Source organism: Nocardia sp. 348MFTsu5.1, assembly GCF_000383535.1.
GTDB lineage: Bacteria > Actinomycetota > Actinomycetes > Mycobacteriales > Mycobacteriaceae > Williamsia > Williamsia faeni.
The window spans coordinates 257,319-278,258 of the sequence record NZ_KB911509.1 but is presented as its reverse complement, the minus strand read 5'-3'; the positions used below and the strand labels follow the sequence as shown (position 1 = coordinate 278,258).

General features: G+C 63.6%; 19 protein-coding genes. 6 read left to right on the top strand and 13 right to left on the bottom strand.

The genetic code is table 11. The features are described 5' to 3' along the window. Positions 1 to 277: 277 nt before the first annotated feature. Entirely contained in the window at positions 278 to 676 is a 399-nt protein-coding gene (locus H290_RS0101265; RefSeq protein WP_020104940.1) for a GtrA family protein, read from the top strand. On the opposite strand, the gene H290_RS27485 is transcribed toward H290_RS0101265, so the two are convergent. Genes H290_RS27485 through H290_RS0101245 form a run of 4 tightly spaced genes read right to left on the bottom strand, consistent with a single transcriptional unit; the run spans position 663 to position 3,648 of the window. Continuing rightward, entirely contained in the window at positions 663 to 1,106 is a 444-nt protein-coding gene (locus tag H290_RS27485; protein ID WP_020104939.1) for a hypothetical protein, read from the bottom strand. The two genes, H290_RS0101265 and H290_RS27485, sit on opposite strands and share 14 nt — an antisense overlap. Further along, positions 1,103 to 2,278, bottom strand: a complete 1,176-nt coding sequence (locus H290_RS0101255) for a molybdopterin-dependent oxidoreductase (protein WP_020104938.1) — start codon at positions 2,276 to 2,278, stop codon at positions 1,103 to 1,105. The genes H290_RS27485 and H290_RS0101255 overlap by 4 nt, the downstream gene beginning before the upstream one ends. 4 nt (positions 2,279 to 2,282) lie before the next feature. Next, a complete protein-coding gene (locus H290_RS0101250; protein ID WP_020104937.1) occupies positions 2,283 to 2,963 on the bottom strand; it encodes a DUF2064 domain-containing protein in 681 nt (226 codons plus the stop codon). Then, complete coding sequence (locus H290_RS0101245) at positions 2,953 to 3,648, bottom strand: glycosyltransferase family 2 protein (RefSeq protein ID WP_020104936.1); 696 nt, start codon at positions 3,646 to 3,648, stop codon at positions 2,953 to 2,955. Before H290_RS0101245 ends, H290_RS0101250 begins: the two co-directional genes overlap by 11 nt. A 113-nt stretch (positions 3,649 to 3,761) precedes the next feature. Here H290_RS0101245 and H290_RS0101240 point away from each other — a divergent pair, with 113 nt between their 5' ends. Then, the gene (locus tag H290_RS0101240) at positions 3,762 to 5,129 is read left to right on the top strand and encodes a hypothetical protein (protein ID WP_020104935.1); all 1,368 of its coding nucleotides are present in this window, start codon (positions 3,762 to 3,764) and stop codon (positions 5,127 to 5,129) included. Here H290_RS0101240 and H290_RS0101235 read toward each other — a convergent pair. Then, positions 5,120 to 6,184, bottom strand: coding sequence for an NAD-dependent epimerase/dehydratase family protein (locus tag H290_RS0101235; protein WP_036517658.1), 1,065 nt, complete (start codon positions 6,182 to 6,184; stop codon positions 5,120 to 5,122). The genes H290_RS0101240 and H290_RS0101235 overlap by 10 nt on opposite strands. 49 nt (positions 6,185 to 6,233) lie before the next feature. Next, complete coding sequence (locus H290_RS0101230) at positions 6,234 to 6,638, bottom strand: PPOX class F420-dependent oxidoreductase (RefSeq protein ID WP_028462626.1); 405 nt, start codon at positions 6,636 to 6,638, stop codon at positions 6,234 to 6,236. Between the two features lie 237 nt (positions 6,639 to 6,875). On the opposite strand from H290_RS0101230, the gene H290_RS0101225 reads away from it, so the two are divergent. Beyond that, the gene (locus H290_RS0101225) at positions 6,876 to 8,885 is read left to right on the top strand and encodes an aconitate hydratase (protein ID WP_020104932.1); all 2,010 of its coding nucleotides are present in this window, start codon (positions 6,876 to 6,878) and stop codon (positions 8,883 to 8,885) included. A 93-nt stretch (positions 8,886 to 8,978) separates the two neighbouring features. On the opposite strand, the gene H290_RS0101220 is transcribed toward H290_RS0101225, so the two are convergent. After that, a complete protein-coding gene (locus H290_RS0101220; protein WP_020104931.1) occupies positions 8,979 to 11,216 on the bottom strand; it encodes an NADP-dependent isocitrate dehydrogenase in 2,238 nt (745 codons plus the stop codon). 197 nt (positions 11,217 to 11,413) lie between these two features. Between H290_RS0101220 and H290_RS0101215 the strand changes: the two genes are divergently transcribed. Then, positions 11,414 to 11,983 carry a DinB family protein gene (locus tag H290_RS0101215; RefSeq protein ID WP_110260839.1) on the top strand — a complete coding sequence of 190 codons (570 nt, stop codon included), beginning with the start codon at positions 11,414 to 11,416 and terminating at the stop codon, positions 11,981 to 11,983. A 3-nt stretch (positions 11,984 to 11,986) separates the two neighbouring features. Here the strand turns inward: H290_RS0101215 and H290_RS0101210 are convergent, their stop codons facing one another. The 4 genes from H290_RS0101210 to H290_RS0101195 form a co-directional block, all read right to left on the bottom strand. After that, on the bottom strand, positions 11,987 to 13,273 hold the full coding sequence (locus tag H290_RS0101210) for a competence/damage-inducible protein A (protein ID WP_020104929.1): 1,287 nt from the start codon (positions 13,271 to 13,273) through the stop codon (positions 11,987 to 11,989). Positions 13,274 to 13,403: 130 nt separating this feature from the next. Beyond that, complete coding sequence (locus H290_RS0101205) at positions 13,404 to 16,196, bottom strand: cation-translocating P-type ATPase (RefSeq protein WP_020104928.1); 2,793 nt, start codon at positions 16,194 to 16,196, stop codon at positions 13,404 to 13,406. A 34-nt stretch (positions 16,197 to 16,230) separates the two neighbouring features. Further along, complete coding sequence (ppk2, locus tag H290_RS0101200) at positions 16,231 to 17,079, bottom strand: polyphosphate kinase 2 (protein ID WP_020104927.1); 849 nt, start codon at positions 17,077 to 17,079, stop codon at positions 16,231 to 16,233. A gap of 131 nt (positions 17,080 to 17,210) precedes the next feature. After that, positions 17,211 to 18,071, bottom strand: a complete 861-nt coding sequence (locus tag H290_RS0101195) for an LLM class F420-dependent oxidoreductase (protein WP_028462624.1) — start codon at positions 18,069 to 18,071, stop codon at positions 17,211 to 17,213. Between the two features lie 62 nt (positions 18,072 to 18,133). On the opposite strand from H290_RS0101195, the gene H290_RS30020 reads away from it, so the two are divergent. After that, positions 18,134 to 18,706 (top strand): hypothetical protein, encoded by a 573-nt coding sequence (locus H290_RS30020; protein ID WP_020104925.1) that lies wholly within the window; start codon positions 18,134 to 18,136, stop codon positions 18,704 to 18,706. A 414-nt stretch (positions 18,707 to 19,120) separates the two neighbouring features. Here H290_RS30020 and H290_RS0101185 read toward each other — a convergent pair whose 3' ends face one another. Together H290_RS0101185 and H290_RS0101180 are read right to left on the bottom strand one after the other, a co-directional pair. Then, positions 19,121 to 19,402 (bottom strand): SHOCT domain-containing protein, encoded by a 282-nt coding sequence (locus H290_RS0101185; protein WP_020104924.1) that lies wholly within the window; start codon positions 19,400 to 19,402, stop codon positions 19,121 to 19,123. Positions 19,403 to 19,411: 9 nt separating this feature from the next. Then, entirely contained in the window at positions 19,412 to 19,867 is a 456-nt protein-coding gene (locus H290_RS0101180; protein WP_020104923.1) for a DUF6325 family protein, read from the bottom strand. Between the two features lie 383 nt (positions 19,868 to 20,250). Here H290_RS0101180 and H290_RS0101170 point away from each other — a divergent pair, with 383 nt between their 5' ends. After that, positions 20,251 to 20,934, top strand: coding sequence for a GAF and ANTAR domain-containing protein (locus tag H290_RS0101170; protein WP_020104921.1), 684 nt, complete (start codon positions 20,251 to 20,253; stop codon positions 20,932 to 20,934). Positions 20,935 to 20,940 lie beyond the last annotated feature (6 nt).

The following is a 20,940-nucleotide window of genomic DNA, read 5'->3' as shown; positions in this document are numbered from 1 at the left end:
CCAGGATCTGTGACTGGTCAGAAATAAAGCGGCAGTCGGCCCTCCTGTTCTCGAGGGCGATCGCTTGATCGGGTGCGCACAGGAACTCGCGAGCTCATGGGCCAAGTGTTGTTTCGTGCCGGGCAGCTGACGCGAGTAGTGAACTACTCGACTTCTGAATCTTTGCCCTTTTGAGCATCCCGATCGGGCATGGCTGAGAGTGCCGCCGAAAAGACACCCGCCAGCTCGACTTCGGTCCGCGCTGTACCGGGGCAGGGCGACGTGCAAGGGTCGACACGTGATCGGCGACTGGTATCGCAGCGTGCTGTTTCGGTTCTACCTCGTAGGGGGCGCCAGTGCGGTCGCCTATGTGGTGTTGTTCGTTCTGCTGCGCAGCTCGATGCCTGCCCAGATCGCGAATTTTCTGGCGCTCTTGATCTCTGCGATCGCAAACACTGCGGTCAATCGTCGATTCACGTTCAGGATCCGGGGAACCGACGCAATCGTGCGGCAATACGTGCAAGGCCTGGCCGTCTTCACCCTTGGGCTCGTGGTCACCAGTGGGTCTTTGTGGCTGCTACACATCTGGATACCGGATCCGTCGCGAGTGGTTGAGGTTTCCGCACTGATCGTGGCCAACCTCGTGGCCACCGTTGTGCGGTTCTTGGGGCTACGTCGGGTGTTCACTCCGGAGTGACCGAACGTGTCGGCGCATCCCGGTTGTGTCGTTGGACGAGGACGAGAATTATTGCCATCAGCCAGATGATGCCAAGCGCGACGAGAACACCGAGGCCGTAGGGGCGGTCGAGGATGGTGGCGTTATCGGGGTACTTGTCCTCCGAACGCGGCAGGAGTACCGGCAGGGCGAGGATCAATACGATCAGACTTGCCGATGCCGCGATCAAGACCGGCGGCCACCAGGCTTGCGGGAGTAGCTTTTTCGCGGCGAACCCGAGAGCGATGCATGCCGGTGCGAAGAGTGCGTCGTGGGCTATCAGTCCGCCTGCGAGCCAGAACACGATGGAGAGCTGATCTGGACGTGGCATGGCCCAGAGGAGCGAGAGCCCGTAACAGCCCAAAGCGAGAGCCATGAGGATCAGGAACAGCCGAATTATTCGCAGTGTCATAGGATCTCGATCCGGGTCAACCATTTTGTCTGTAGTACGCCGGGCCGGTTCGGGGCGATGAGCCGGCACGGGTAGCCGTGGTCGATGGACAGGGGTTCGCCGTGTAGTCGGAGGGCGACGAGTGAGAGTGGGTCGTCGGCAAAGTTCGCGGGTAACGTGCTGCTTCCGTAGAGGCCGGCCTCGAGGGAGATGAAGCGGACGTCGTGGTCACGGTGGCCGCCGACGAGCGCGACCAGGTCGCGTACCCGGACTCCGTCCCATTTCCCGTGGGCACTCCACCCTTCCACGCACGCGATCGGTAGTTCACTGCCATGTTGTGGCATGGCCCGCAACTGATCGATGGTTAATTCCTTGGTCAGGGCTCCGTTGCTGATGGTCAACCGGTACTCGGGATCGCGGGCGGTCTCGAGGACACCCGCCGCCGCTGCGGTGCGGTTGATCGGAACGCCTTGCGGCCCTTCGCCTGATCGCGGAGCGAGGAATGCCAGCGAGCGCAGGAACGGCACTGTCTGCCCGGCGAAGGCCAGCACCGAGAGAGCGCTGACGACAATGGTGCCCCGAAGGACGGTGCGTCGCGAGACCACATCACGCGAGCCCGGGGGAGGTGTGGGTACAACGGTTGCCGATGGTCCGGGCGTGTTGTCGATCGAGTCGGTGGCCTCCAGCGGGCTGCTCAGAGCGCGTTGGATGATGGGCAGTTTGACTGCGACGTGGACGAGCACGGATGCCACGACGAGGAACGCCATGGCGTAGTGGGTGGTGGTGAAGAAGAACTTCCACGGATACCACTGCGCGGTGTTGAGTAGACCGGTCAGGAGTTGAAAGATCGTCGAACTCACCAGCACGGCGATCGAGGCCCGTTCCACAGCGCGTGCGGGCGTGCCGATGACCGGACGGATGAAGAGCTTGGGATAGACCAGTTGCAATTTGATGAGCAACAGCGGGATCGCCACCACGCCGGTGGTCACATGCAGTCCCTGGGTGACTCGGTAGAGCCACACCGGACGTGATGGCCAGTAGAACCACCCCGGCGGATGCTGGATCCAGTGACTGAGCAACCCGGTCACGAAACACACCGTGATGCAGAGCCCGAGCAGCATTCCCACCCGGGCGACCAGCCGAGGGCTACGTATCGCGGTATCTCCGTCTGCGGTTGACGCGACGTCGTTCATATCGTCATGCCGAACCCTCCGTCAACATCGCTGCGATGACTGCGAACCGGCTGCCGGGTGCGCACTGGCGGGCGACGCCGTAGATATCCTCGGGGTGATCGAAGTCGTTCAGTTCGGGCAGCTCGGTCACCCGAAGCCCGATGTCTTCCAGCGCTGCCCGAGTCGTTGCACCGGTGTCCGCCGACGACATCCGGATGCCACAGAGCGTGTGTGCGCCGCGAGCACCGTGAAGTCCCAGCCCCCACCAGCCGCCGTCGGTGGCCGGGCCAAGGGCCGCGTCTGTTTCGGACACAGCTGCGAGCGCTGTCCGGAACTGGTCTGCGGTGACCTGCGGGGTATCCATCCCGACCTGGAACACGGCTCCATGAACCACCTCGGCGGTGTCACGATGGGCGTTCTGCAGTCGCTCGCCAAACGTGTTGCCGTGTTGGGATATCACCGTCGCGTGACGCAGCCGCCGGCCGATCTCCTCGCCGTGGACGGCATCTTCGAGCCGGCCCGTCATAGCCACGACGACCGGAGCCGACCGCACCGACAACGCGGTATCGAGGGTGTCGAGAAATGCTGCAGCTGCGAGATCAGCCGCTTCGATCTCTGAGAAATTTTCTGTGAGACGGGTTTTCACCTGCCCGGGTACGGGGGCCTTGGCAACGATCAGGATTGCCTGGGCTGTGTCAGTGCGCACCGTTGTCCTCCATCCGATGAAGAACGGACAGGAAGTCGCGAGTGGCCCGGAACGTTCCCTTCAGAGATCCCGACACTTTTGATCTACCGCCGGACCTCGGCAGGTAGGTGATGTCCAGTTCGGTTATCTGCCATCCCGCACCCCCGGCCCTTGCCAATAATTCCACCGGATACCCGAAGCGGCGATCGGTGATCCCCAGGGCCAGCAGCTCATCCCGTCGTGCCGCTCGCATCGGGCCGATGTCATGTATCGGTATGCGATAGCGATGTCGGAGCCGACGCGCGATCAACTGCGTCCCGAGACGGGCGTGTAGCGGCCAGGTTCCACGGTTGACGGGCCGCCGCCGGCCGACGGCGAGGTCTGCGCCCGCGGTCACGGCGGCGACCAATCGCGTGAGATCGACGGGGTCCATCGAGCCGTCGCCGTCTATGGTGCAGACGATCTCCGTGTTGCAGGCCTCGATTCCGGCGTGCACGGCCGATCCGTAGCCGGGAATCGGTTGATACACAACGGTGCAACCCAGTTTGACCGCCACATCGGCGGTGCCGTCGTTGCTGCCGTTGTCGACAACAAGTGGGTGGAGATCGGGCGGCAGAGCACGAACGAGCGCAGGCAATGAACCGGCTTCGTCGCGGCATGGGATCACCACGGTGGCACTGATCGGTGATTCGCCCTGATTCCCCATGTCTTCGACGGTATGGGCGACTGTGGGACATGGCCAGCTCAATCCGGTGACAGACGAATGACGTCTGCCCGAAGCCCACATCGACCCAGGGTGTGGGCGCCTACGTTGTACTTGTGACCGAAACGCTGGGCACCGCTACCGAAACAGACAATTCGGAACACCGGCGCTGGATCAGCCGGGGAGATCTGGTGTCTCTGCTGGCGGCATCGGCTTTGCTGTCCGCCGCTGTCATCGCACCCATGCTCGGTGATCCCGAGTGGCGTATCAACATCTTTGTGCTCGCACCGCCCCTCTTCGGCGAGTACGGGCCGCATTTCGGATTCGGCACCGCGGCTGCCGTTCTCATCGCGCTTGCCGTCATCGCCTACGGACCCACGCTTGCGGTCCGCATGTCTTGGCGACTCGTCGTGTTCACCAGCATGGTGACCTGCCTGGCCTGGACATTCTCACTGGCCATGATCGATGGCTGGGATCGGGGCTTCGCGGGTCGCCTGATCAGGCCTGACGAGTACCTCGCCGAGGTGCCCGGTGTGTCGAGCATCCCGGCGATGCTCGACGAGTTCTCCGGCCGGATTCTGGACTTCCAGCCCGATTCGTGGACCACGCACGTCTCTGGGCATCCGCCGGGATCGTTGTTGACATTTGTCCTACTGGATCGCGTCGGCCTCAGCGGGGGCGCGTGGGCCGCGTCCTGGGTTGTGCTCATCGGCTGCAGTGCTGCCGGGGCCCTGCTGATCACCACGGCACGTCTGAGCGACGAGGCAACGGCCCGGCGTATCGCACCCTTCGTCGCACTCACCCCGGGCGCGGTCTGGATGGGTGTATCCGCCGATGGCTACTACATGGGGGTCGCCGCCTGGGGGATCGCGCTGCTGGCCATCGCCGCGACCACCACGGGCAAGCGCGCAGTGATCGCCGGCGTCGGGAGTGGCCTCGTACTGGGATTCGCGATCTTCCTCAACTACGGTCTCGTTTTGATGGGTGTCGTGGCCCTTGCAGTTCTCGTCATCGCGCGAACGTATCGACCCGTTCTCTGCGCCGTCCCGGCGGCGCTGGCCGTGGTCGGGATCTTCGCTGCCTTCGGTTTCTGGTGGCTCGACGGCTACCACCTGGTGGTCGAGCGGTACTACCAGGGCATCGCGACCCGGCGGCCATTCTCGTATTGGGGCTGGGCCAACTTCGCCTCCGCACTGTGTGCTGTCGGTCCGGCGGCTGCTGTCGGCCTCGGACGAGCGCTGCGACCTGGCCGGATTCGCGGGCGTGAAGCTGTTGTGCTGCTGTCGCTGGCCGGTCTGTTGGCGATGATCATCGCCGACGTCAGTGCGCTCAGCAAAGCCGAGGTAGAGCGGATCTGGTTGCCGTTCAGCGTGTGGCTTCTCGTCGCGACCGCGTTGCTGCCGCGGCCGTCGCAGCGGTTCTGGCTGGTTGGTCAGGCCATCACGGCGCTGCTGATCAACCACCTTGTGTGGACCTATTGGTAGAAGCCCCGACGCTGACGCAGCGGCGCGGTCGCGAACTCGCGCAGGCCGCACTCCGGCATGATCGTGGCCCGGAAGCCAAGTGTGGCAGCGGCTCGCCGGGGGTCGGCGACGATGTGCCGGACATCTCCGGGTCGGTAGCGTCCGGTGGTCACCGGCGCCGGTCCGGAGATACCGGTGGTGAGTGACTCGGCGACCTGTTTGATCGAGATCGGTTGTCCGGAACAGATATTGAATGCCTCGAACTCGCCCGTCCGCACGATACCGGAAGTCAAACGCTCGATGGCTGCGACGTTGGCGGTGGCGATGTCGGTCACGTGGACGAAGTCCCGCATCTGGCCGCCGTCCTCGAATACCGTTGGTGCCTTTCGGGCTTCGAGTTGCGACCGGAAGATGGACGCAACACCGGCGTATGGGGTATCCCGGGGCATGTATGGTCCGTACACGTTGTGGTATCGCAGGGCCGTCACGGCACCACCGGTCTCGAGTGACCAAGCTCGGCAATAGGATTCCTGCGCAGCCTTACTGGCGGCGTAGTAGCTGCGAGGAGCCAGGGGAGCATCTTCGGGTGTCAGCGCCCACTCCGCGGGCTCCCCATCGGGCAGATACCGCTCGAATCTTCCGGCCTCGAGATCGGCGACGGCACGTGGCGGCGGAACGACGACCTGCCCGGACCGGTCGTGATAGGTGCCGTCGCCGTAGACGACCATCGATGACGCGAGTACCAGCCGATGACAACGGGTTTCGAACATAGCGGACAGCAGTCGCGCGGTGACGAGATCATTGTCGGCCGCATAGTCGGGGGCATCTCGGGCATCAACCCCGGCACCTACCCGGGCGGCCTGATGGCAGACGAGGTCGACGCCGTCGAGCATCTCCGCGAGTGATGAGGTTCGCAGATCCGCCACCCGCACCCCTTCAGGTGCGGTTGCGCCCGGTCCGTGTGCGGCCGGCACCATACCGTCGACGGCGACCACGTCATGGCCGCCGGCGGTGAGTGCGGACATGATGTGAGATCCGATGAATCCGGCGGCGCCGGTGAGGAGCACTCGGGTCACCGGCCGACCTCCATGACAGATGAACAAGCCGGTTGCCGCAACTGATGGCCTACTCGGGTAGCGGCGTGACGCCGGTGAGTTCGTAGTGCAGTGTCGGGGTGCGCAACAGCTTGTGCGCCAGACGGACCGCGAACCGTTGCAAGATCGGGAATTTCTTGTCGATCAGGGCGCCGGCGGCCTGTGACTCCTGGCCGGTCAGCAGTCGCGCAGTCGCTTGCGCGGGCTCACCGGTCGGTTTGCCGGACCACGAGCAGGGACGGATGCGGACTTCGGAATAGTTGCGCAGCCGTTTGTTCTTGGACGCCTTGCCCGGGGTGCGGAAGTACGCCCGATCGCCGTCCACGACAAGGTTGACGGGAGTGTCCACCCACGTGCCGTCCCGCTTGCGTGTCTGCAGTTGCACAACTTTCACCGCGGTGAAGCGCGCCAACGCCGATGATCCCTGGTTCGTCATGGTGATGTCCTGGTTCTCGGGAGTTTCAAGCCTACTGCGCCGGTGGCTGTCGATCCAGGTCACGGTGCTGGCGTGATTGCTCCTGGGCTGGGACACTTGACGTGTCCGAGTGGAATGCGATCGTGTCAGGTGAACTCGGGTCGAGCCCAGCGGCCTACCGGTGTCGGCAATACTGCCCACCGCTCGGGGCTGATGTCGGTGTTTGCGTAGATGCGGTCCGCGTCCTAGGAGTTGCGCATGCAGGCAAATGTCGCTCGCAAATTGATCGAGTCACATCTCGAATCCGGGTCGATGGACCCGGGCGAAGAGATCGCGATCCGGATCGATCAGACCCTGACCCAGGATGCGACCGGAACGCTTGTGATGCAGGAACTCGAGGCGCTCGAACTCGATCGCGCCCACACCGAGCTCAGCGTGCAATATGTCGATCACAATCTGCTGCAGACCGACGAGAAGAACGCCGAGGACCACGAGTATCTGAGGACCGCGTGCCGGCGGTTTGGTCTGTGGTACTCCAAGCCCGGGAATGGCGTCTCCCATCCGACACATATGCAACGTTTCGGTGTGCCGGGCGCGACGATGGTGGGGTCCGATTCACACACCCCCGCAGCCGGCTCGCTGGGCATGCTCGCGATCGGTGTCGGCGGCCTCGAAGTCGCGCTCGCCATCGCGGGCCACCCGCTCAACATTCGGATGCCGGAGATCTGGGGTGTACGGCTGGACGGTGAACTGCCTCAATGGTGTTCGGCCAAGGACGTCATCCTCGAGATGTTGCGACGCCACGGCGTCAAGGGTGCGGTGAACCGCATCATCGAATACCACGGACCCGGACTGGCAACTCTGACGGCGATGGATCGCCACGTCATCGCCAACATGGGTGCCGAACTCGGTGCCACCACAAGCGTCTTCCCGAGCGATGATGCCGTCCTCGAATTTCTGCGTGCTGAAGGTCGGGAGGACGACTGGGTCGAGTTGCTGGCCGATGACGGCGCCGAATACGACATCGAGGAGTCCATCGACCTGTCGCAGATCGAGCCCATGATCGCCACACCGTCGTCGCCCGGAAACGTGGTTCCGGTGCGTGAGGTTGCGGGCGAGGATATTTCGCAGGTCGTGATCGGTTCGAGTGCGAACCCGGGCCTGCGTGACTTCGCGATTGCCGCCGCGATGGTCGCCGGCAGGCAGACCGCGCCGCAGGTCAGCTTCGACATCAATCCGACCTCGCGCGAGATCCTCACCGATCTCACGAAAATGGGTGCAACCGCCGAACTTCTCATCGCCGGTGCCCGGATCCATCAGGCCGGGTGTATGGGGTGCATCGGAATGGGGCAGGCGCCGGCGACCGGCAGCAACTCCCTTCGGACCATGCCGCGTAATTTTCCCGGACGGTCGGGAACCAAGGAGGACTCGGTCTGGCTGTGCTCGCCGGAGACAGCTGCCGCATCGGCGCTGACCGGAAAGATCACCGATCCGCGGGACTGGGCCGCGGACGTCGGCATGGACTATCCGGAACTCGATCTGCCACAGCAGCATTCGATCAACACCGAGATGCTGGTACCCCCACTCGACACGGATTCCGCAGCAGAGGTGGAGCCGGTGAAGGGACCCAACATCTCGAGCCTGCCCGAACTCGACGACCTTCCCGATCAGCTCGAGGTGCCGGTGCTGCTGAAGGTCGGCGACAATATCTCGACGGACGATATCTCGCCGGCCGGGGCGCGGGCACTTCCGTTCCGTTCGAACATCCCCAAGCTCGCGATGTTCAGTTTCACCCGCGTCGACGAGACCTATCCCGAACGGGCACAGCAGAATGGCGACGTCGGCCACATCATCGTCGGCGGCGACAACTACGGCCAGGGATCATCTCGTGAGCACGCTGCGATCGCACCCCGGTACCTCGGTCTGCGGTTGGTCATCGCCAAGTCGTACGCCCGGATCCACTGGCAGAATTTGGCCAACTTCGGAGTGCTCGCCGTCGAGTTCGACGATCCGGCCGACTACGACGGCATCGATCAGTCCGACGTTCTTCACCTCGAGGAGCTTCGCAAGACGATCGAATCCGGCGATGTGTTGACGGTTCGCAATGTCACCAAGGAGACGTCGTTCACGGTGCGCCACCGGCTATCGGAGCGGCAGGTCGCCGATGTGCTGGCCGGTGGGCTCATTCCGCGCCTGGCGAGCGAGGGGGAGTCGGACGTGCAAGAGGCCAAAGAGACGGTCTTGCAGGACAGCGGCGAAGTCAGCTGAGTGGTCGTCCGGCTACCCGTCCGACCGACAACGGCCGCCCGATCGAGCGCGGAGTGAAACGCTCGGTCGGACGGCCGTGGTCAGAGCCGGGGCTTACTGTTGCGCGGAGGTCAGAGCGTCGTTGAACGTCTTGCTCGGGCGCATCACTGCGGTCGCGGCCTCGGGGTCCGGCAGGTAGTACCCGCCGATTTCAACGGGCTTGCCCTGTGCCTCGTTGAACTCCTTGACGATGGTGTCTTCGTTCTTCGCCAACGTATCTGCCAGTCCCGCAAAGTGTTTGGCCAGATCCGCGTCCTCGGTCTGGGCGGCGAGCTCCTGTGCCCAGTACAAGGCGAGATAGAACTGGCTTCCGCGGTTGTCGAGTTCACCGGTCGTGCGCGAGGGGCCCTTGCTGTTTTCCAGCAACTTGCCGGTCGCGGCATCGAGCGTCTTCGCCAGGATTGTCGTCCGCTGATCACCGGTCTTCTTGCCGAGATCTTCCAGGCTGACGGCTAGAGCGAGGAACTCGCCGAGCGAATCCCAGCGCAGGTGATTCTCTTCCAGCAACTGCTTGACGTGCTTGGGTGCCGAACCGCCGGCGCCGGTCTCGTACAGACCGCCACCTGCCATCAGCGGCACCACCGACAGCATTTTGGCGCTGGTGCCGAGCTCGAGGATGGGGAACAGGTCCGTGAGGTAGTCGCGGAGGATGTTGCCCGTCGCGGAGATCGTGTCCAGGCCGCGGACCACCCGTTCGAGGGTGTACCGCATCGCGCGAACCTGCGACATGATCTGGATGTCGAGGCCCTCGGTGTCGTGGTCCTTGAGGTAGGTCTTGACCTTCTTGATCAACTCGTTTTCGTGCGGGCGGTACGGATCGAGCCAGAAGATCACCGGAATTCCGGAATCCCGGGTGCGCGTCACGGCCAGCTTGACCCAGTCGCGGATCGGCGCGTCCTTGACGATGCACAGACGGAAGATGTCGCCGGCCTCTACGTTCTGCGACAGCAGGACCTCGCCGGTGGCCAGGTCGGTGATGTTGGCGATGCCGTCCTCGGAGATCTCGAAGGTCTTGTCGTGCGACCCGTACTCCTCGGCCTTCTGTGCCATCAGGCCGACGTTGGGCACGGTGCCCATGGTGGTCGGGTCGAACTGGCCGTTGGTCTTACAGAAGTTGACGATCTCCTGGTAGATGCGGGAGAAGGTGGACTCCGGGTTCACGGCCTTGGTGTCCTTGGGGCGACCATCTGCGCCCCACATCTTGCCGCCGGCGCGGATCATCGCGGGCATCGATGCATCCACGATCACGTCGCTGGGTGAGTGGAAGTTCGAGATGCCGCGTGCCGAGTCGACCATGGCGAGTTCCGGACGATGCTCGTGGCACTTGTGCAGATCGTCGATGATCTCTTCGCGCTTCGACGCGGGCAGTGTCTCGATCTTGCTGTACAGGTCGGACAGGCCATTGTTGACGTTGACGCCCAGTTCGTCGAACAGCTCGCCGTGTTTCTCGAATGCATCCTTGTAGAAGACGCGGACGGCGTGTCCGAAGACGATCGGGTGCGAGACCCGCATCATCGTGGCCTTCACGTGGAGCGAGAACATGACGCCCGTCTTGTAGGCGTCCTCCATCTGCTCCTCGTAGAAATCGATCAGCGCCTTCTTGCTCATGAACATGCTGTCGATGACGTCGCCGTCGTTCAGGGAGACCTTGGGCTTGAGGACGATCGTCTCGCCACCCTTGGTCAGCAGCTCCATCTTCACGTCGCGGTCGCCGTCGACGGTCATCGACTTCTCACCGTGGTAGAAATCGCCCTCACGCATGTGCGCGACATGGGTCCGCGAGGCCATCGACCACTCGGTCATGCTGTGCGGATGTTTGCGCGCGAATTCCTTGACGGCCTTGGGTGCGCGACGGTCGGAGTTTCCTTCGCGCAGCACGGGGTTCACGGCGCTGCCGAGACACTTGGTGTAGCGCTCCTTGATCGCGATCTCTTCGTCTGTCTTCGGGTTCCCGGGGTAGTCGGGGAGCTTGTAGCCCTTGTCCTGAAGCTCCTTGATGGCCGCGAGCAGCTGGGGAACCGAGGCGCTGATGTTCGGGAGTTTGATGATGTTGGTCTCGGGGAGCTGCGTCAGACGACCCAGCTCGCCGAGGTTGTCCGGCACGCGCTGTTCCTCGGTGAGGTAGTCGGGAAACTCTGCGAGGATGCGGCTTGCCACAGAGATGTCGGTTGATTCGACATTGATGTCGGCGGCACCGGCGAACGCACGCACGACAGGCAAAAATGCGTGTGTCGCAAGCATCGGCGCCTCGTCCGTCAGGGTGTAAATGATGGTCGGCTGCTGTGCGTTCATATTCGCCTTCGTCTCCAGTTCGTCGCGTCGTGCATTGTTCGAGTCCTCCCCCGACCGTAATCCTAAGACCCGGCCGATCTGTGAGGGCGGCCACCTCGGTGGAACTTTATTGACCGTCACACAATTGCGGACTGTTTCTGTCCTCTATGGGTCGTAGCGTCATGGCTGTTCCCCTGAAGCCCTCGAAAGGACTCACCATGGCCGGCACCTACACCGCCGTTGTTCTCTCTGTTCCCGTCACCGGCGAAAAGGCGGACATCCTCACTTTGCTCGCCGATCAGCGAGCAATGCTGAAGGTCACCGCCCGCAACCTCACCGATGCCCAGGCCCGCACCCGGACCACAGTCAGTGAACTCACCATCGGCGGCCTGATCAAGCACTTGGCCCAGGGTGAGCGGGGGAACGCGAAGACGATCAGTGAGCGCGACGAGGACGCCGAGTTCGACATGAGTGAGGTTGCCGACGCCTACCTGCTCCGCGACGACGAGACGCTGGGGTACTGGCTCGATGAATACGACCGCGCCGCCGCCGACTACGACCGCGTGATCGCGGAGGTGGCGAGCCTCGACGAGTTGATCCCGCAGCCGACAGCGCCCTGGCAGCCCGAGCGGGAATGGTGGTCGGTCCGCAAAATGGCGTTGCATCTGCTGCGTGAGACAGCGCACCACTGCGGGCACGCCGATATCATCCGCGAGGCCCTCGACGGACAGTCGACGATGGCAGCGATCTCGGAAGGCTCGGACTGGGCTGACGGCGCGGCGGAGTAGAGGTCAGAGGGGACGCGGCGCGTCCAGGACCTCGAGGAGCAGATGCATCGCAGCGGTGGCCGAGAGCGCGCGGACGGTCTTCCGGTCACCGGGGAACCTGCGGGTTCGTGTCACCGTCGGTTGGCCCGCGATCGCGACGGCGAAACAGACGGTCCCCACCGGTTTGAGGTCGGTCCCGCCGCCGGGGCCGGCGATCCCGGTGGTGGACACCGCGGTGTCGGCCCCGAGTCGGCTCACTGCACCCTCGGCCATTCGCGCGGCCACCTGTTCGCTGACCGCGCCGTGTTCGGCGATCACGTCGGACGGAACGTCGAGAAGACCGGTCTTCAGCTCGTTGGCGTAGGCGACCACGGCGCCGACGACGTACGCCGACGACCCGGCCCGGTCGGTGAGGCGCGCGGCGATCTTGCCGCCCGTGCACGACTCTGCGGTGGCGATCTTCCGGCCGGTCAGCCTATCTGCGATCAGCTCGTCGATGGTCGAGCCGTCGGTCGAGAAGATCTGTGCTCCATGATGTTCCGCAACTGTCGTCGCGAGCCGGTCGTAGGCGTCGGCTGACGACGCGGGATATCGGGTCACCATCTCGAGTTCTCCGAGCTGCAGACAGGTGGTGATTTCGAGCGTCTCGAACCCGGCGGTCTGTTGCTCTGCGGAGCGCAGCGTTGCCGCGAGATCGGCTTCGGAGAGACCGTACGCGCGAATCGTTGCCTGCCCGAATACCGACCGCCTGGCCAGGACATCGGCGACGGCGGCGGTGTCGAGGGCCGCCGGCCACATCGCCTGCAACTCGCCGGGTGGCCCCGGCAACACGAGGATGGCAGGCAGGGTCCCGGTCGCCGCGATCGCGACGCCCGGCGCGGTTCCTGTCGGTGGAATCGATTGTGCACCTTCGGGAACCAGGGCCTGCTTGCGGATGCCCGCCCGCAGCGGCTCCGGATCCGGGACAGCGGACATGCGTCCGCGCCAGCGCGAGATGATTGCGGCGATGTGCTCTTCGAGGTCGGGGTCGAGATGCAGTTCGCGACCGCAGAAGGCCGCGACTGCCGCGACGGTCAGATCATCAGCGGTCGGACCGAGGCCCCCCGTGGTGACGATGAGGTCGACACGCTGATCGGCCAGGAATTGCAGCTGGGCGGTCAGGTCATCCGGACGGTCACCGCACACGGTGATGTGCGCGACGTCCACACCGAGATCGAGGAGACGCTGCGCAACCCAGGGACCGTTCTGGTCGGTGACCCGACCGCTGAGAACTTCGGTTCCGGTAACAACCACACCCGCCCGCACTGTCATGATGCCGAGCCTAGTTGGCGGACTCCCGCTGACCTGAGCGTCTCGCGTGCCCCGGTGCACACATAACGAGTCGAGGAGTCACATCCGGCCCTTCGGGCACGATTTGTGTGCAACCACGCACCGGGCGTGTTCAGCGTGCCCGCAGGGGATCGACGGTGGCCGGGGCCTTCAGCGGAACGGGTGGTGACGAGATCAGGTTGCGTCGCCGTCTGATGGCCTTCTCGACCTCCACCACGATCGGGATGATCAGCGCCCAGCCGATGCAGGCGAGCCACTGTGCGCCGGTCAAGGACGTCGTCATGAGGAGGTCCTGAAGGACCCCGGCCTGCACCGCGAACACCGTCACGACGATCGGGACCGACAGAATCTTCAGTGCGCCGAGAACCGGTGCTACGAGGCCGGATTCCGGATCTCGCCGCATGACCAGGCCGGCGAAGATCGAACCGATCGACAGGACCACGAACGCCGTTGTCATCGGGACATTCGCCTCGGTCGAACTCATCTCACCCGGGGCGAGGAGCATCGCGGCGAGGGTGACGGCGAACTGCAGGATGCCGTACCACAACCACTGGATGAACGACGGCCGGTTGGCGATCGGCATCTTGGGGTCGCGCGGTGGTTTGTCCATCAAACCCGGCGACGGTGGGTCCACCATGATGACGGCCACCGGGAACAGCGTGATGAAGAAGTGCTGGAAGAGCACCATCAATGGGGTGAGCGCGACACCGTCGTTGATGTTGAAGATACTCGCGACGAGGAACAGGATCACCAGCGAGAACAGCTTCGCCATCTGATAGCGGATATAGGAGACGATCTTTTCGTAGATGTTGCGGCCCAGCCGGATAGCGGTGATGAGTGTCCCGAAATTGTCGTCGGTGAGCACCATCTTTCCGGCCTGTTTGGTCACCTCGCTTCCGGACCCCATGGCGACGCCGATGTCCGCCTTCTTCAACGCAGCGGCATCGTTGACGGCGTCTCCGGTCATCGCGACGACATCGCCGCCTCGCTGCATGATGTCGGCCAGACGCAGTTTGTCCTGTGGGGTGACCCGGCCGAACACGTGCAGGTTCGGGAGGGCCGCAGACAGTTCGTCGTCGGACATGGCTTGCAGTTCCGCACCGCTGATCGCGCCGGGTCCGAGGCCGAGTTCAGCGCCGATTGCCGACGCGGTGATCGCATGGTCGCCGGTGATCATCCGGACGTCGATGCCCGCCTGGTGGGCGATTCGCACAGACTCGATGGCCTCCGGCCGAAGCGGGTCGATGATGCCGACCATGCCGACGAATGTCAGGTCCTCGACAAACGACATGGGGTCGGCCACAGCGGCCTCCTGCTGTCCGTCGAGGCGCCGGACCGCGAACGCCAGGACACGAAGCCCCTTCTCGGACATGGTCCGATTCGCTTCGGTCAGCTCGTCCATGACCTCGTCGATGGGCACCAGCTGCCGTCCCGGCCGGAAGGCGGACGTGCATCGGGCCAGGACTACGTCGGGTCCACCCTTCACCAGTTCCACGAACTCGGGTGTTCCGTCCACCGGGAGGTTGTGGAACGTCGCCATGAACTTGTACGCGGAGTCGAACGGTACTTCAGCGACGCGCGGATAGGTCCGCCGTGTCAGCGGGGCATCGACACCGACCTTGGCCGCGAGCACCACCAGTGCGGCCTCGGTGGGGTCACCGACAACATCTCCGACGGCCGAGACGGTCGCGTCGCTGTCGAGGCACAAACCGTAGGCGAGGAGCGTGAAGTCCGGGACGGCCTCGCCCGCGACCTGGGTGATCTTCCCGGACTTCGAATAACCCTCACCGTCGACGAGGTACCAGCCACCGTGGAAGTACAGGGACCGCACGGTCATCTGATTCATCGTCAGAGTGCCGGTCTTGTCCGAGTTGATCACACTGGTCGCGCCGAGCGTCTCGACGTCCGTGAGGTTCTTCACGATGGCCTTCGCATCGGCCAGTTGTTTCGCGCCGAAGGCCAGCATTGCCTGGACAAACGTCGGCAGGCCGGTGGGAATCGCGGAGACACCCATCGAGATACCCAGCAGCAGAAGCGTAGTCATGTCCTGGCCGCGAATCAGCCCGATGATCACGATGATCGCCACCGCCACCCAGGCGATGATGCCGAGAAGTCTGGTGAGCGAGTCCAATTCGCGCTGGAGCGGAGACTTGCTCGGCGGGACCGCGGACAGCATTGATGCGATCTGACCCATCTGGGTGTGCATGCCCGTCTCCGTCACCACAATGGTGGCGGTGCCACGGGTGACAGAGGTGTTCTGGAAGACCATGTTGCTGCGGTCACCGAGAGAAACATCGACGGCGTCGATGGTTTCGGGGTCCTTCGCGACGGGCGCGCTCTCACCCGTCAGTGCGGCCTCCTGGGTCTCCAGGGTGGCCGTCGCGAGCAGACGGCCATCGGCGGGCACGATGTCGCCTGCCTCCAGCTGCACGATGTCGCCCGGCACCAGGTCGGTGGCGTTGAGCTGGATCAGGGTGGCGTCGCGGATGACGCGGGCCTGTGGTGTCTGCATTTTCGCCAACGCGTCCACGCTGGCGCGGGCTTTCAATTCCTGCCGGGTGCCCAGAATGATGTTGAAAGCGACGAGAACTGCCACGATGAGCGCCGTCGGTATCTCGTCGATCACGATGCTGACGATGGCCACCGCGACCAGCATCAGGTTCATGGGGTCTTTGAGCTGCTGTAGCGCGACCGACCACATCGATGTCGTCGGTTCGGCGGCTATTTCGTTGGGGCCGTATTGACGCCGACGTTCTTCTACCTCACCGGCCCTCAGACCGAGCTGCCGATCGGAGGTCAGCGCAGACACCACGGCGTCGCTGTTCTGGGCATGCCAGTTGGTTGTCGCTTGTCCGTCGATGCGTTCGATGTCGGCACCATTCGGCGTGGATTCGGTCTTGGCCATAAAAGCTTGTTTCCTTTCGCGGCCCCGGACTTTTTTAGAACGGGGTCGGAATCCAGTGCAGTTGTTGGGTTGGCTCCTCGTAGTCGCCGGCGGGCTGCCGCTCCGGCAGTGTCACGTCGGGGCGATGGAGGGGTTCGTACGGGATTTGGCCGAGAAGGTGACTGAGGATGTTGAGACGTCCGCGTTTCTTGTCATCGGTCTTGACGACAAACCAGGGTGCCCAGCCGGTGTCGGTGAGACGGAACATGTCGTCCCGGGCTCGTGAGTAGTCGTGCCAGTGGCTGTACGACTTCAGATCCAGGTCCGAAAGCTTCCAGATCTTTCTCGGGTCGTCGATCCGGCTCTGCAGTCGCAACGTCTGCTGTTCCGCGCTCACCTCCAGCCAGTATTTGAGGAGGATGCATCCCGAATCGACAATCGCCCGTTCAACGGTCGGGGTGAGCTCGAGGAAACGCTGCGACTGTTCTTCAGTACAGAACCCCATCACGCGTTCGACACCGGCGCGGTTGTACCAACTGCGGTCGAAGATGACGACCTCCCCGGCTGCCGGGAGATGAGTCAGGTACCGCTGGATGTACATCTGCGATTTCTCGCGCTCGGTCGGGGCCGGCAGGGCGACGACCCGGAACACCCGGGCACTCACCCGCTCGGTGATCGCCTTGATGACGCCGCCCTTACCGGCGGTGTCACGGCCCTCGAAAACAATGCAGACCTTAGCGCCGGACTCTTTTACCCACTCTTGCATCGCAACGAGTTCGGCCTGCAGCGGCTCGAGCAGTCGGCGGTACTCCTTGTACCTCATCCTGTCTGCCGCGTCGGGCTGCTCCGCCTCAGGGCCAGATAGCTCGAGGTCGGAGTCCTTGTGCTTCGACTTCTTTCCCACGGCGTCCTCTCTCCAGCCGCTGCCGGCTGTGTGCGTGGCGGCCGACTCCGTTGACCGGCCACTCGATTCTTGCCGAGTTCGGCGGCGTTCGCCCGCGAAGTCCCGATACTGCCTTCCGGCGTGTCTCGGGGTTATGCCAGGGCTGCGGCCAGGCGACGCCACTGCTCGCGGGGGTACGCGCGCGGGTCGGCGTCGAGTACCTGAATGCACACGTGGTTGGCGCCGGCGGCGTGGTGTTCGCGGACCCGGCGAAGGATGGCTTCTTCGTCACCCCAAGCGATGATCGCGTCGAAGACCCTGTCGCTGACCGTGTCGATGTCTTCTTGCGTGAATCCTGATCGCAAGATGTTGTTGGCGTAGTTCGGCAGCCCGAAGTAGCTGCGCAGCCAGTCGGCTCCGATGGCCCGGGCCTCATCACGATCGGTGGTCAGGATGACGGTCTGCTCAGGGAGCAGGAGTGGACCATCGCCGAGCGCTGCTCTGGCCTGCGCGGTGAATTCCGGCGTGACCAGGTAGGGGTGTGACCCGTTGGCGCGAGTGGCGGACAGTTGCAGCATCTTCGGTCCCAACGCGGCCAGTACTCGTCGCTCGACGGGCACCGGCTGCTCGGTGGCATCGATTGCCTCCAGATACGCCCTGGTGGCGGCGAGGGGCTTGCTGTAGCGCCCGGGTTCGCCGGCGTCGATCAGCGGCGCGTGACTGACACCGATGCCGAGCAGGATGCGATCGCCGTGCTCGGTGACCAACTTGTTGTAGTTCGTCGAGACATCGGCCGGTTCGTGCATCCAGAGGTTGAGGATGCCGGTTGCGATCACCACCTGCTTGGTCGCCTGGAGGAGATTGCCCACGGAGTCGAACACCGGACCGCCGACGTCGGGGATCCAGAGCGCGGTGTAACCGAGCTCTTCGAGTTCGGCCGCGGCCTCGGCGGACGCGGCGGGATCGCCGTACCGTAGTTGAGAACTCCATACGCCTACACCTGCGAGCTGCATGACCACCTCTTCCGTCCCCGAATTCGTCCACGATTGGTACGCCGACCCTGTAGGAGTAGCACATGTGCTCCCGCTCACGTTTTTCGGGCCCGCGCGCTCGAGTCGGCAAACGCGCGCTGACCACCGATGAGATCGCCTATGCGCGCGATGTTTTCGTCGACAGCATCGACTACACCGGAATCCGCATCACCCGCGGCAGCATCTTCGCGACCGGTTCGGCGGTCACACTGGGCACGACGATTCACCTCAAGGTGGGGTGGGGTCATTTTCGCGGTGACGGGCTGGAACTGACCGAGCGCGGCAAGTTCACCCTCATCCACGAGATGACACACGTCTGGCAGTACCAGAATGGCGGGTTGGCCTACGTTCCGCGGAGTCTGCTCGCTCAACTACGGGCGACATTGCGTGGTGGGGACCGAGGGGGAGCCTATGACTGGCGTTCGGCGCACCAGGCGCAACGGCCCTGGGCGCGTTGGAATCCTGAACAGCAGGCCGAGGCCGTGGAGGACTACAACAAGTTGCTGCGGAGGAGTGACGCCAAGGCGATGTCGGCGCTCGAAGCCGCAGACCTTGATGCGTTGACGCAGTACATGCGCTACGTGCGAAACCGCGAAGGCGCACCCGGCTGGCGATGACCGATTCGAATTCGGGTAGTGCAGTACTCGTGTCCTCGAGCCGGCCGACTGGCAACGTCGCAGTCAAGATGCAGTCGATTTGCTGGGGTGATCCACATGACGTCCATTGCCGAGATTCGGCGTCGCAGCCGTAAGCTCCTGTTACAGGCGGTGATTGGTGCCGCGGCGATCGTCTGGGCGACGATCGTGGTTGCCTTCGGTGACGATTCGTCGACACCGCAACACGTACCAACCCAGACGCAGGCAACTGTGCATACAGTTCCGCTACCAGCGACAGATGGCAAGTCTGGATCTTAGGACCGCTATAGACGAACATGTTCGGCCACCCGACTGCGGCGATAAAGCTCATCGCAGCAACCGCAGTGACCGAACGCGCTCGTCGACTGGCGCCACCGAAGAAGGTGGCGCCGGGTATCAGCTGGCGAGGATCTTGGCCTTTTCGGCCGCGAACTCCGCCTCGGTGAGAACTCCCTGTTCCTTGAGTTCGCCGAGTTGTTTGAGTGCTCCGATCCGATCGACCGGTGGCGGTGCGGCGGGAGCAGGAGGCGGCGCGTACTGCGGTTGCTGCTGAGGAGCCTGCTCCTGTGCCTGTTGCGCCCAACGGTTACCTTGTCGTCGCGACACCCGGTTGGATACGGAGGTGGCGGTTCCGGCGATGACGGCTGTGCGGGCGACCCCGCGAAGTAGTCCGGGCATGGGAGATTCCTAGCCTTTCAGTTCGGCATCGAGTGCGTCGAGGGAAGCCAAGAGCGCCTGGGTCTGGATACGTCCGGAGGCGACCAACTGCGCCCCGTTGTGCCTCAGCTTCGAGGCAAATGGTGCGGCCCAATGGTTTTCGTAGATCAGGACCGCGCCGGAACAGCCGGGTTCGAGGACAGCTGCTGCCTCGTCGAGGTCGGTGCGGTCGATGAGGCCGGATGTGGCCTCGGCAAACAAGGTGATGTCGAAGTCGCCGGTCAGCCCGAAGTCCTCGATGGCGATTCCGCTCACCGATCCATCGACCTCTTTGCGTACGAACGTCAGATCCAGGACCCGGATCACGTTGCGCTCCACGAGATCGACGAGCAGCGGTAGGGCTGAGCCGTCGGGATTTCGGTCGGCCGGGAACTCGATCACCAGATAATCAACTGGGCCGAGGTCGTCGAAATCGAGTTCGGTCATGGTTGGGTCTCCGTTCGGAGGTTTGAATTGTGCGCATAGCGGAGTAGTACGGATTCGAGTGTGCTTCGCCTCCGACCGGAAGTCCTCACCTGTTTAGGATGAGATCCCGCCTGACGACTGCCGGGTGGTCACGCAGCCACGCGGCGATACGGGACTGATGCGATCGATTCGATTGTGCGACTCAGGATTCGGTCCGATGATGTGCGTCAACGGGACAACGAAGTAGCCTTGCGACCCGCCGTCGAAAGCGTTATCGATCGCTTGGGATCCGAGCCCGACAGTTGCTCGAACATCGATTCGAAGTCGCCGCCCGCTGGGTACACTGTTCTGCGAGTCGGTGAAGCCTACGCCGTGAGTTTTTGGCATGAAGGGGCGGTGGCGAGATGGATGGCGAAGTGCACCGATCGATCGCGGAATTGGCGCGTGACATGCACAGATTGTCGTCGTCGGAAGACAACGTCGACGCCGTGGTCGCATCGATCACGGCGGGTGCGGTATCGCAGGTTCACGGCGCGCAGTTTGCCGGGGTGCTGTTGGTCGACAAGAAGAAGAACTTCGAAACCATCGGGCTCACCGATCCTGTTGTGCAGACCCTCGACACCATCCAGAAGGAAGCAGACGAGGGGCCGTGCCTCGAGGCCGCCTGGGAGCATTCGACGGTCCGGATGAACAATTTCGACGACGAACCGCGGTGGCCGGCCTTTGCAGCGCGCGCAGTTCGTGAGACCGCTGTCAGGTCGAGTTTGTCGTTTCAGTTGTTCACGCACGAAGGCGCGATGGGAGCGCTGAATCTGTTCTCGGAGAAATCGGATGCGTTCAGCCGGGAGTCCGAGGAGCTGGGATTGATCTACGCCACCCACGCGGCCCTGGCCCTGTTTCGGGCGCGCCAGGAGGAGCAATTCAAGAGTGCGTTGGCCAGTCGTGACCTCATCGGGCAGGCCAAAGGGGTCATCATGGAGCGATTCTCCGTTGATGCCATCCAGGCCTTCGACCTCCTTCGCAAGTTGTCGCAGGACAGCAACATTCCACTCGTGAAGGTGGCGCAGAAGTTGATCGAGGCCCAATAGATCTCA

Excerpts from the sequence above, each read along its gene's own strand:
- H290_RS0101230 (WP_028462626.1), bottom strand. The coding sequence starts at position 6,638 with ATGACGAACCAGGGATCATCGGCGTTGGCGCGCTTCACCGCGGTGAAA.
- H290_RS27485 (WP_020104939.1), bottom strand. The coding sequence starts at position 1,106 with ATGACACTGCGAATAATTCGGCTGTTCCTGATCCTCATGGCTCTCGCT.
- H290_RS0101180 (WP_020104923.1), bottom strand. The coding sequence starts at position 19,867 with ATGACCGAACTCGATTTCGACGACCTCGGCCCAGTTGATTATCTGGTG.
- H290_RS0101245 (WP_020104936.1), bottom strand. The coding sequence starts at position 3,648 with ATGGGGAATCAGGGCGAATCACCGATCAGTGCCACCGTGGTGATCCCA.
- H290_RS0101205 (WP_020104928.1), bottom strand. The coding sequence starts at position 16,196 with ATGGCCAAGACCGAATCCACGCCGAATGGTGCCGACATCGAACGCATC.
- H290_RS0101195 (WP_028462624.1), bottom strand. The coding sequence starts at position 18,071 with ATGCAGCTCGCAGGTGTAGGCGTATGGAGTTCTCAACTACGGTACGGC.
- H290_RS30020 (WP_020104925.1), top strand. The coding sequence starts at position 18,134 with ATGTGCTCCCGCTCACGTTTTTCGGGCCCGCGCGCTCGAGTCGGCAAA.
- H290_RS0101225 (WP_020104932.1), top strand. The coding sequence starts at position 6,876 with ATGCAGGCAAATGTCGCTCGCAAATTGATCGAGTCACATCTCGAATCC.
- H290_RS0101215 (WP_110260839.1), top strand. The coding sequence starts at position 11,414 with ATGGCCGGCACCTACACCGCCGTTGTTCTCTCTGTTCCCGTCACCGGC.
- H290_RS0101185 (WP_020104924.1), bottom strand. The coding sequence starts at position 19,402 with ATGCCCGGACTACTTCGCGGGGTCGCCCGCACAGCCGTCATCGCCGGA.
- H290_RS0101170 (WP_020104921.1), top strand. The coding sequence starts at position 20,251 with ATGGATGGCGAAGTGCACCGATCGATCGCGGAATTGGCGCGTGACATG.
- H290_RS0101220 (WP_020104931.1), bottom strand. The coding sequence starts at position 11,216 with ATGAACGCACAGCAGCCGACCATCATTTACACCCTGACGGACGAGGCG.
- H290_RS0101255 (WP_020104938.1), bottom strand. The coding sequence starts at position 2,278 with ATGAACGACGTCGCGTCAACCGCAGACGGAGATACCGCGATACGTAGC.
- H290_RS0101210 (WP_020104929.1), bottom strand. The coding sequence starts at position 13,273 with ATGACAGTGCGGGCGGGTGTGGTTGTTACCGGAACCGAAGTTCTCAGC.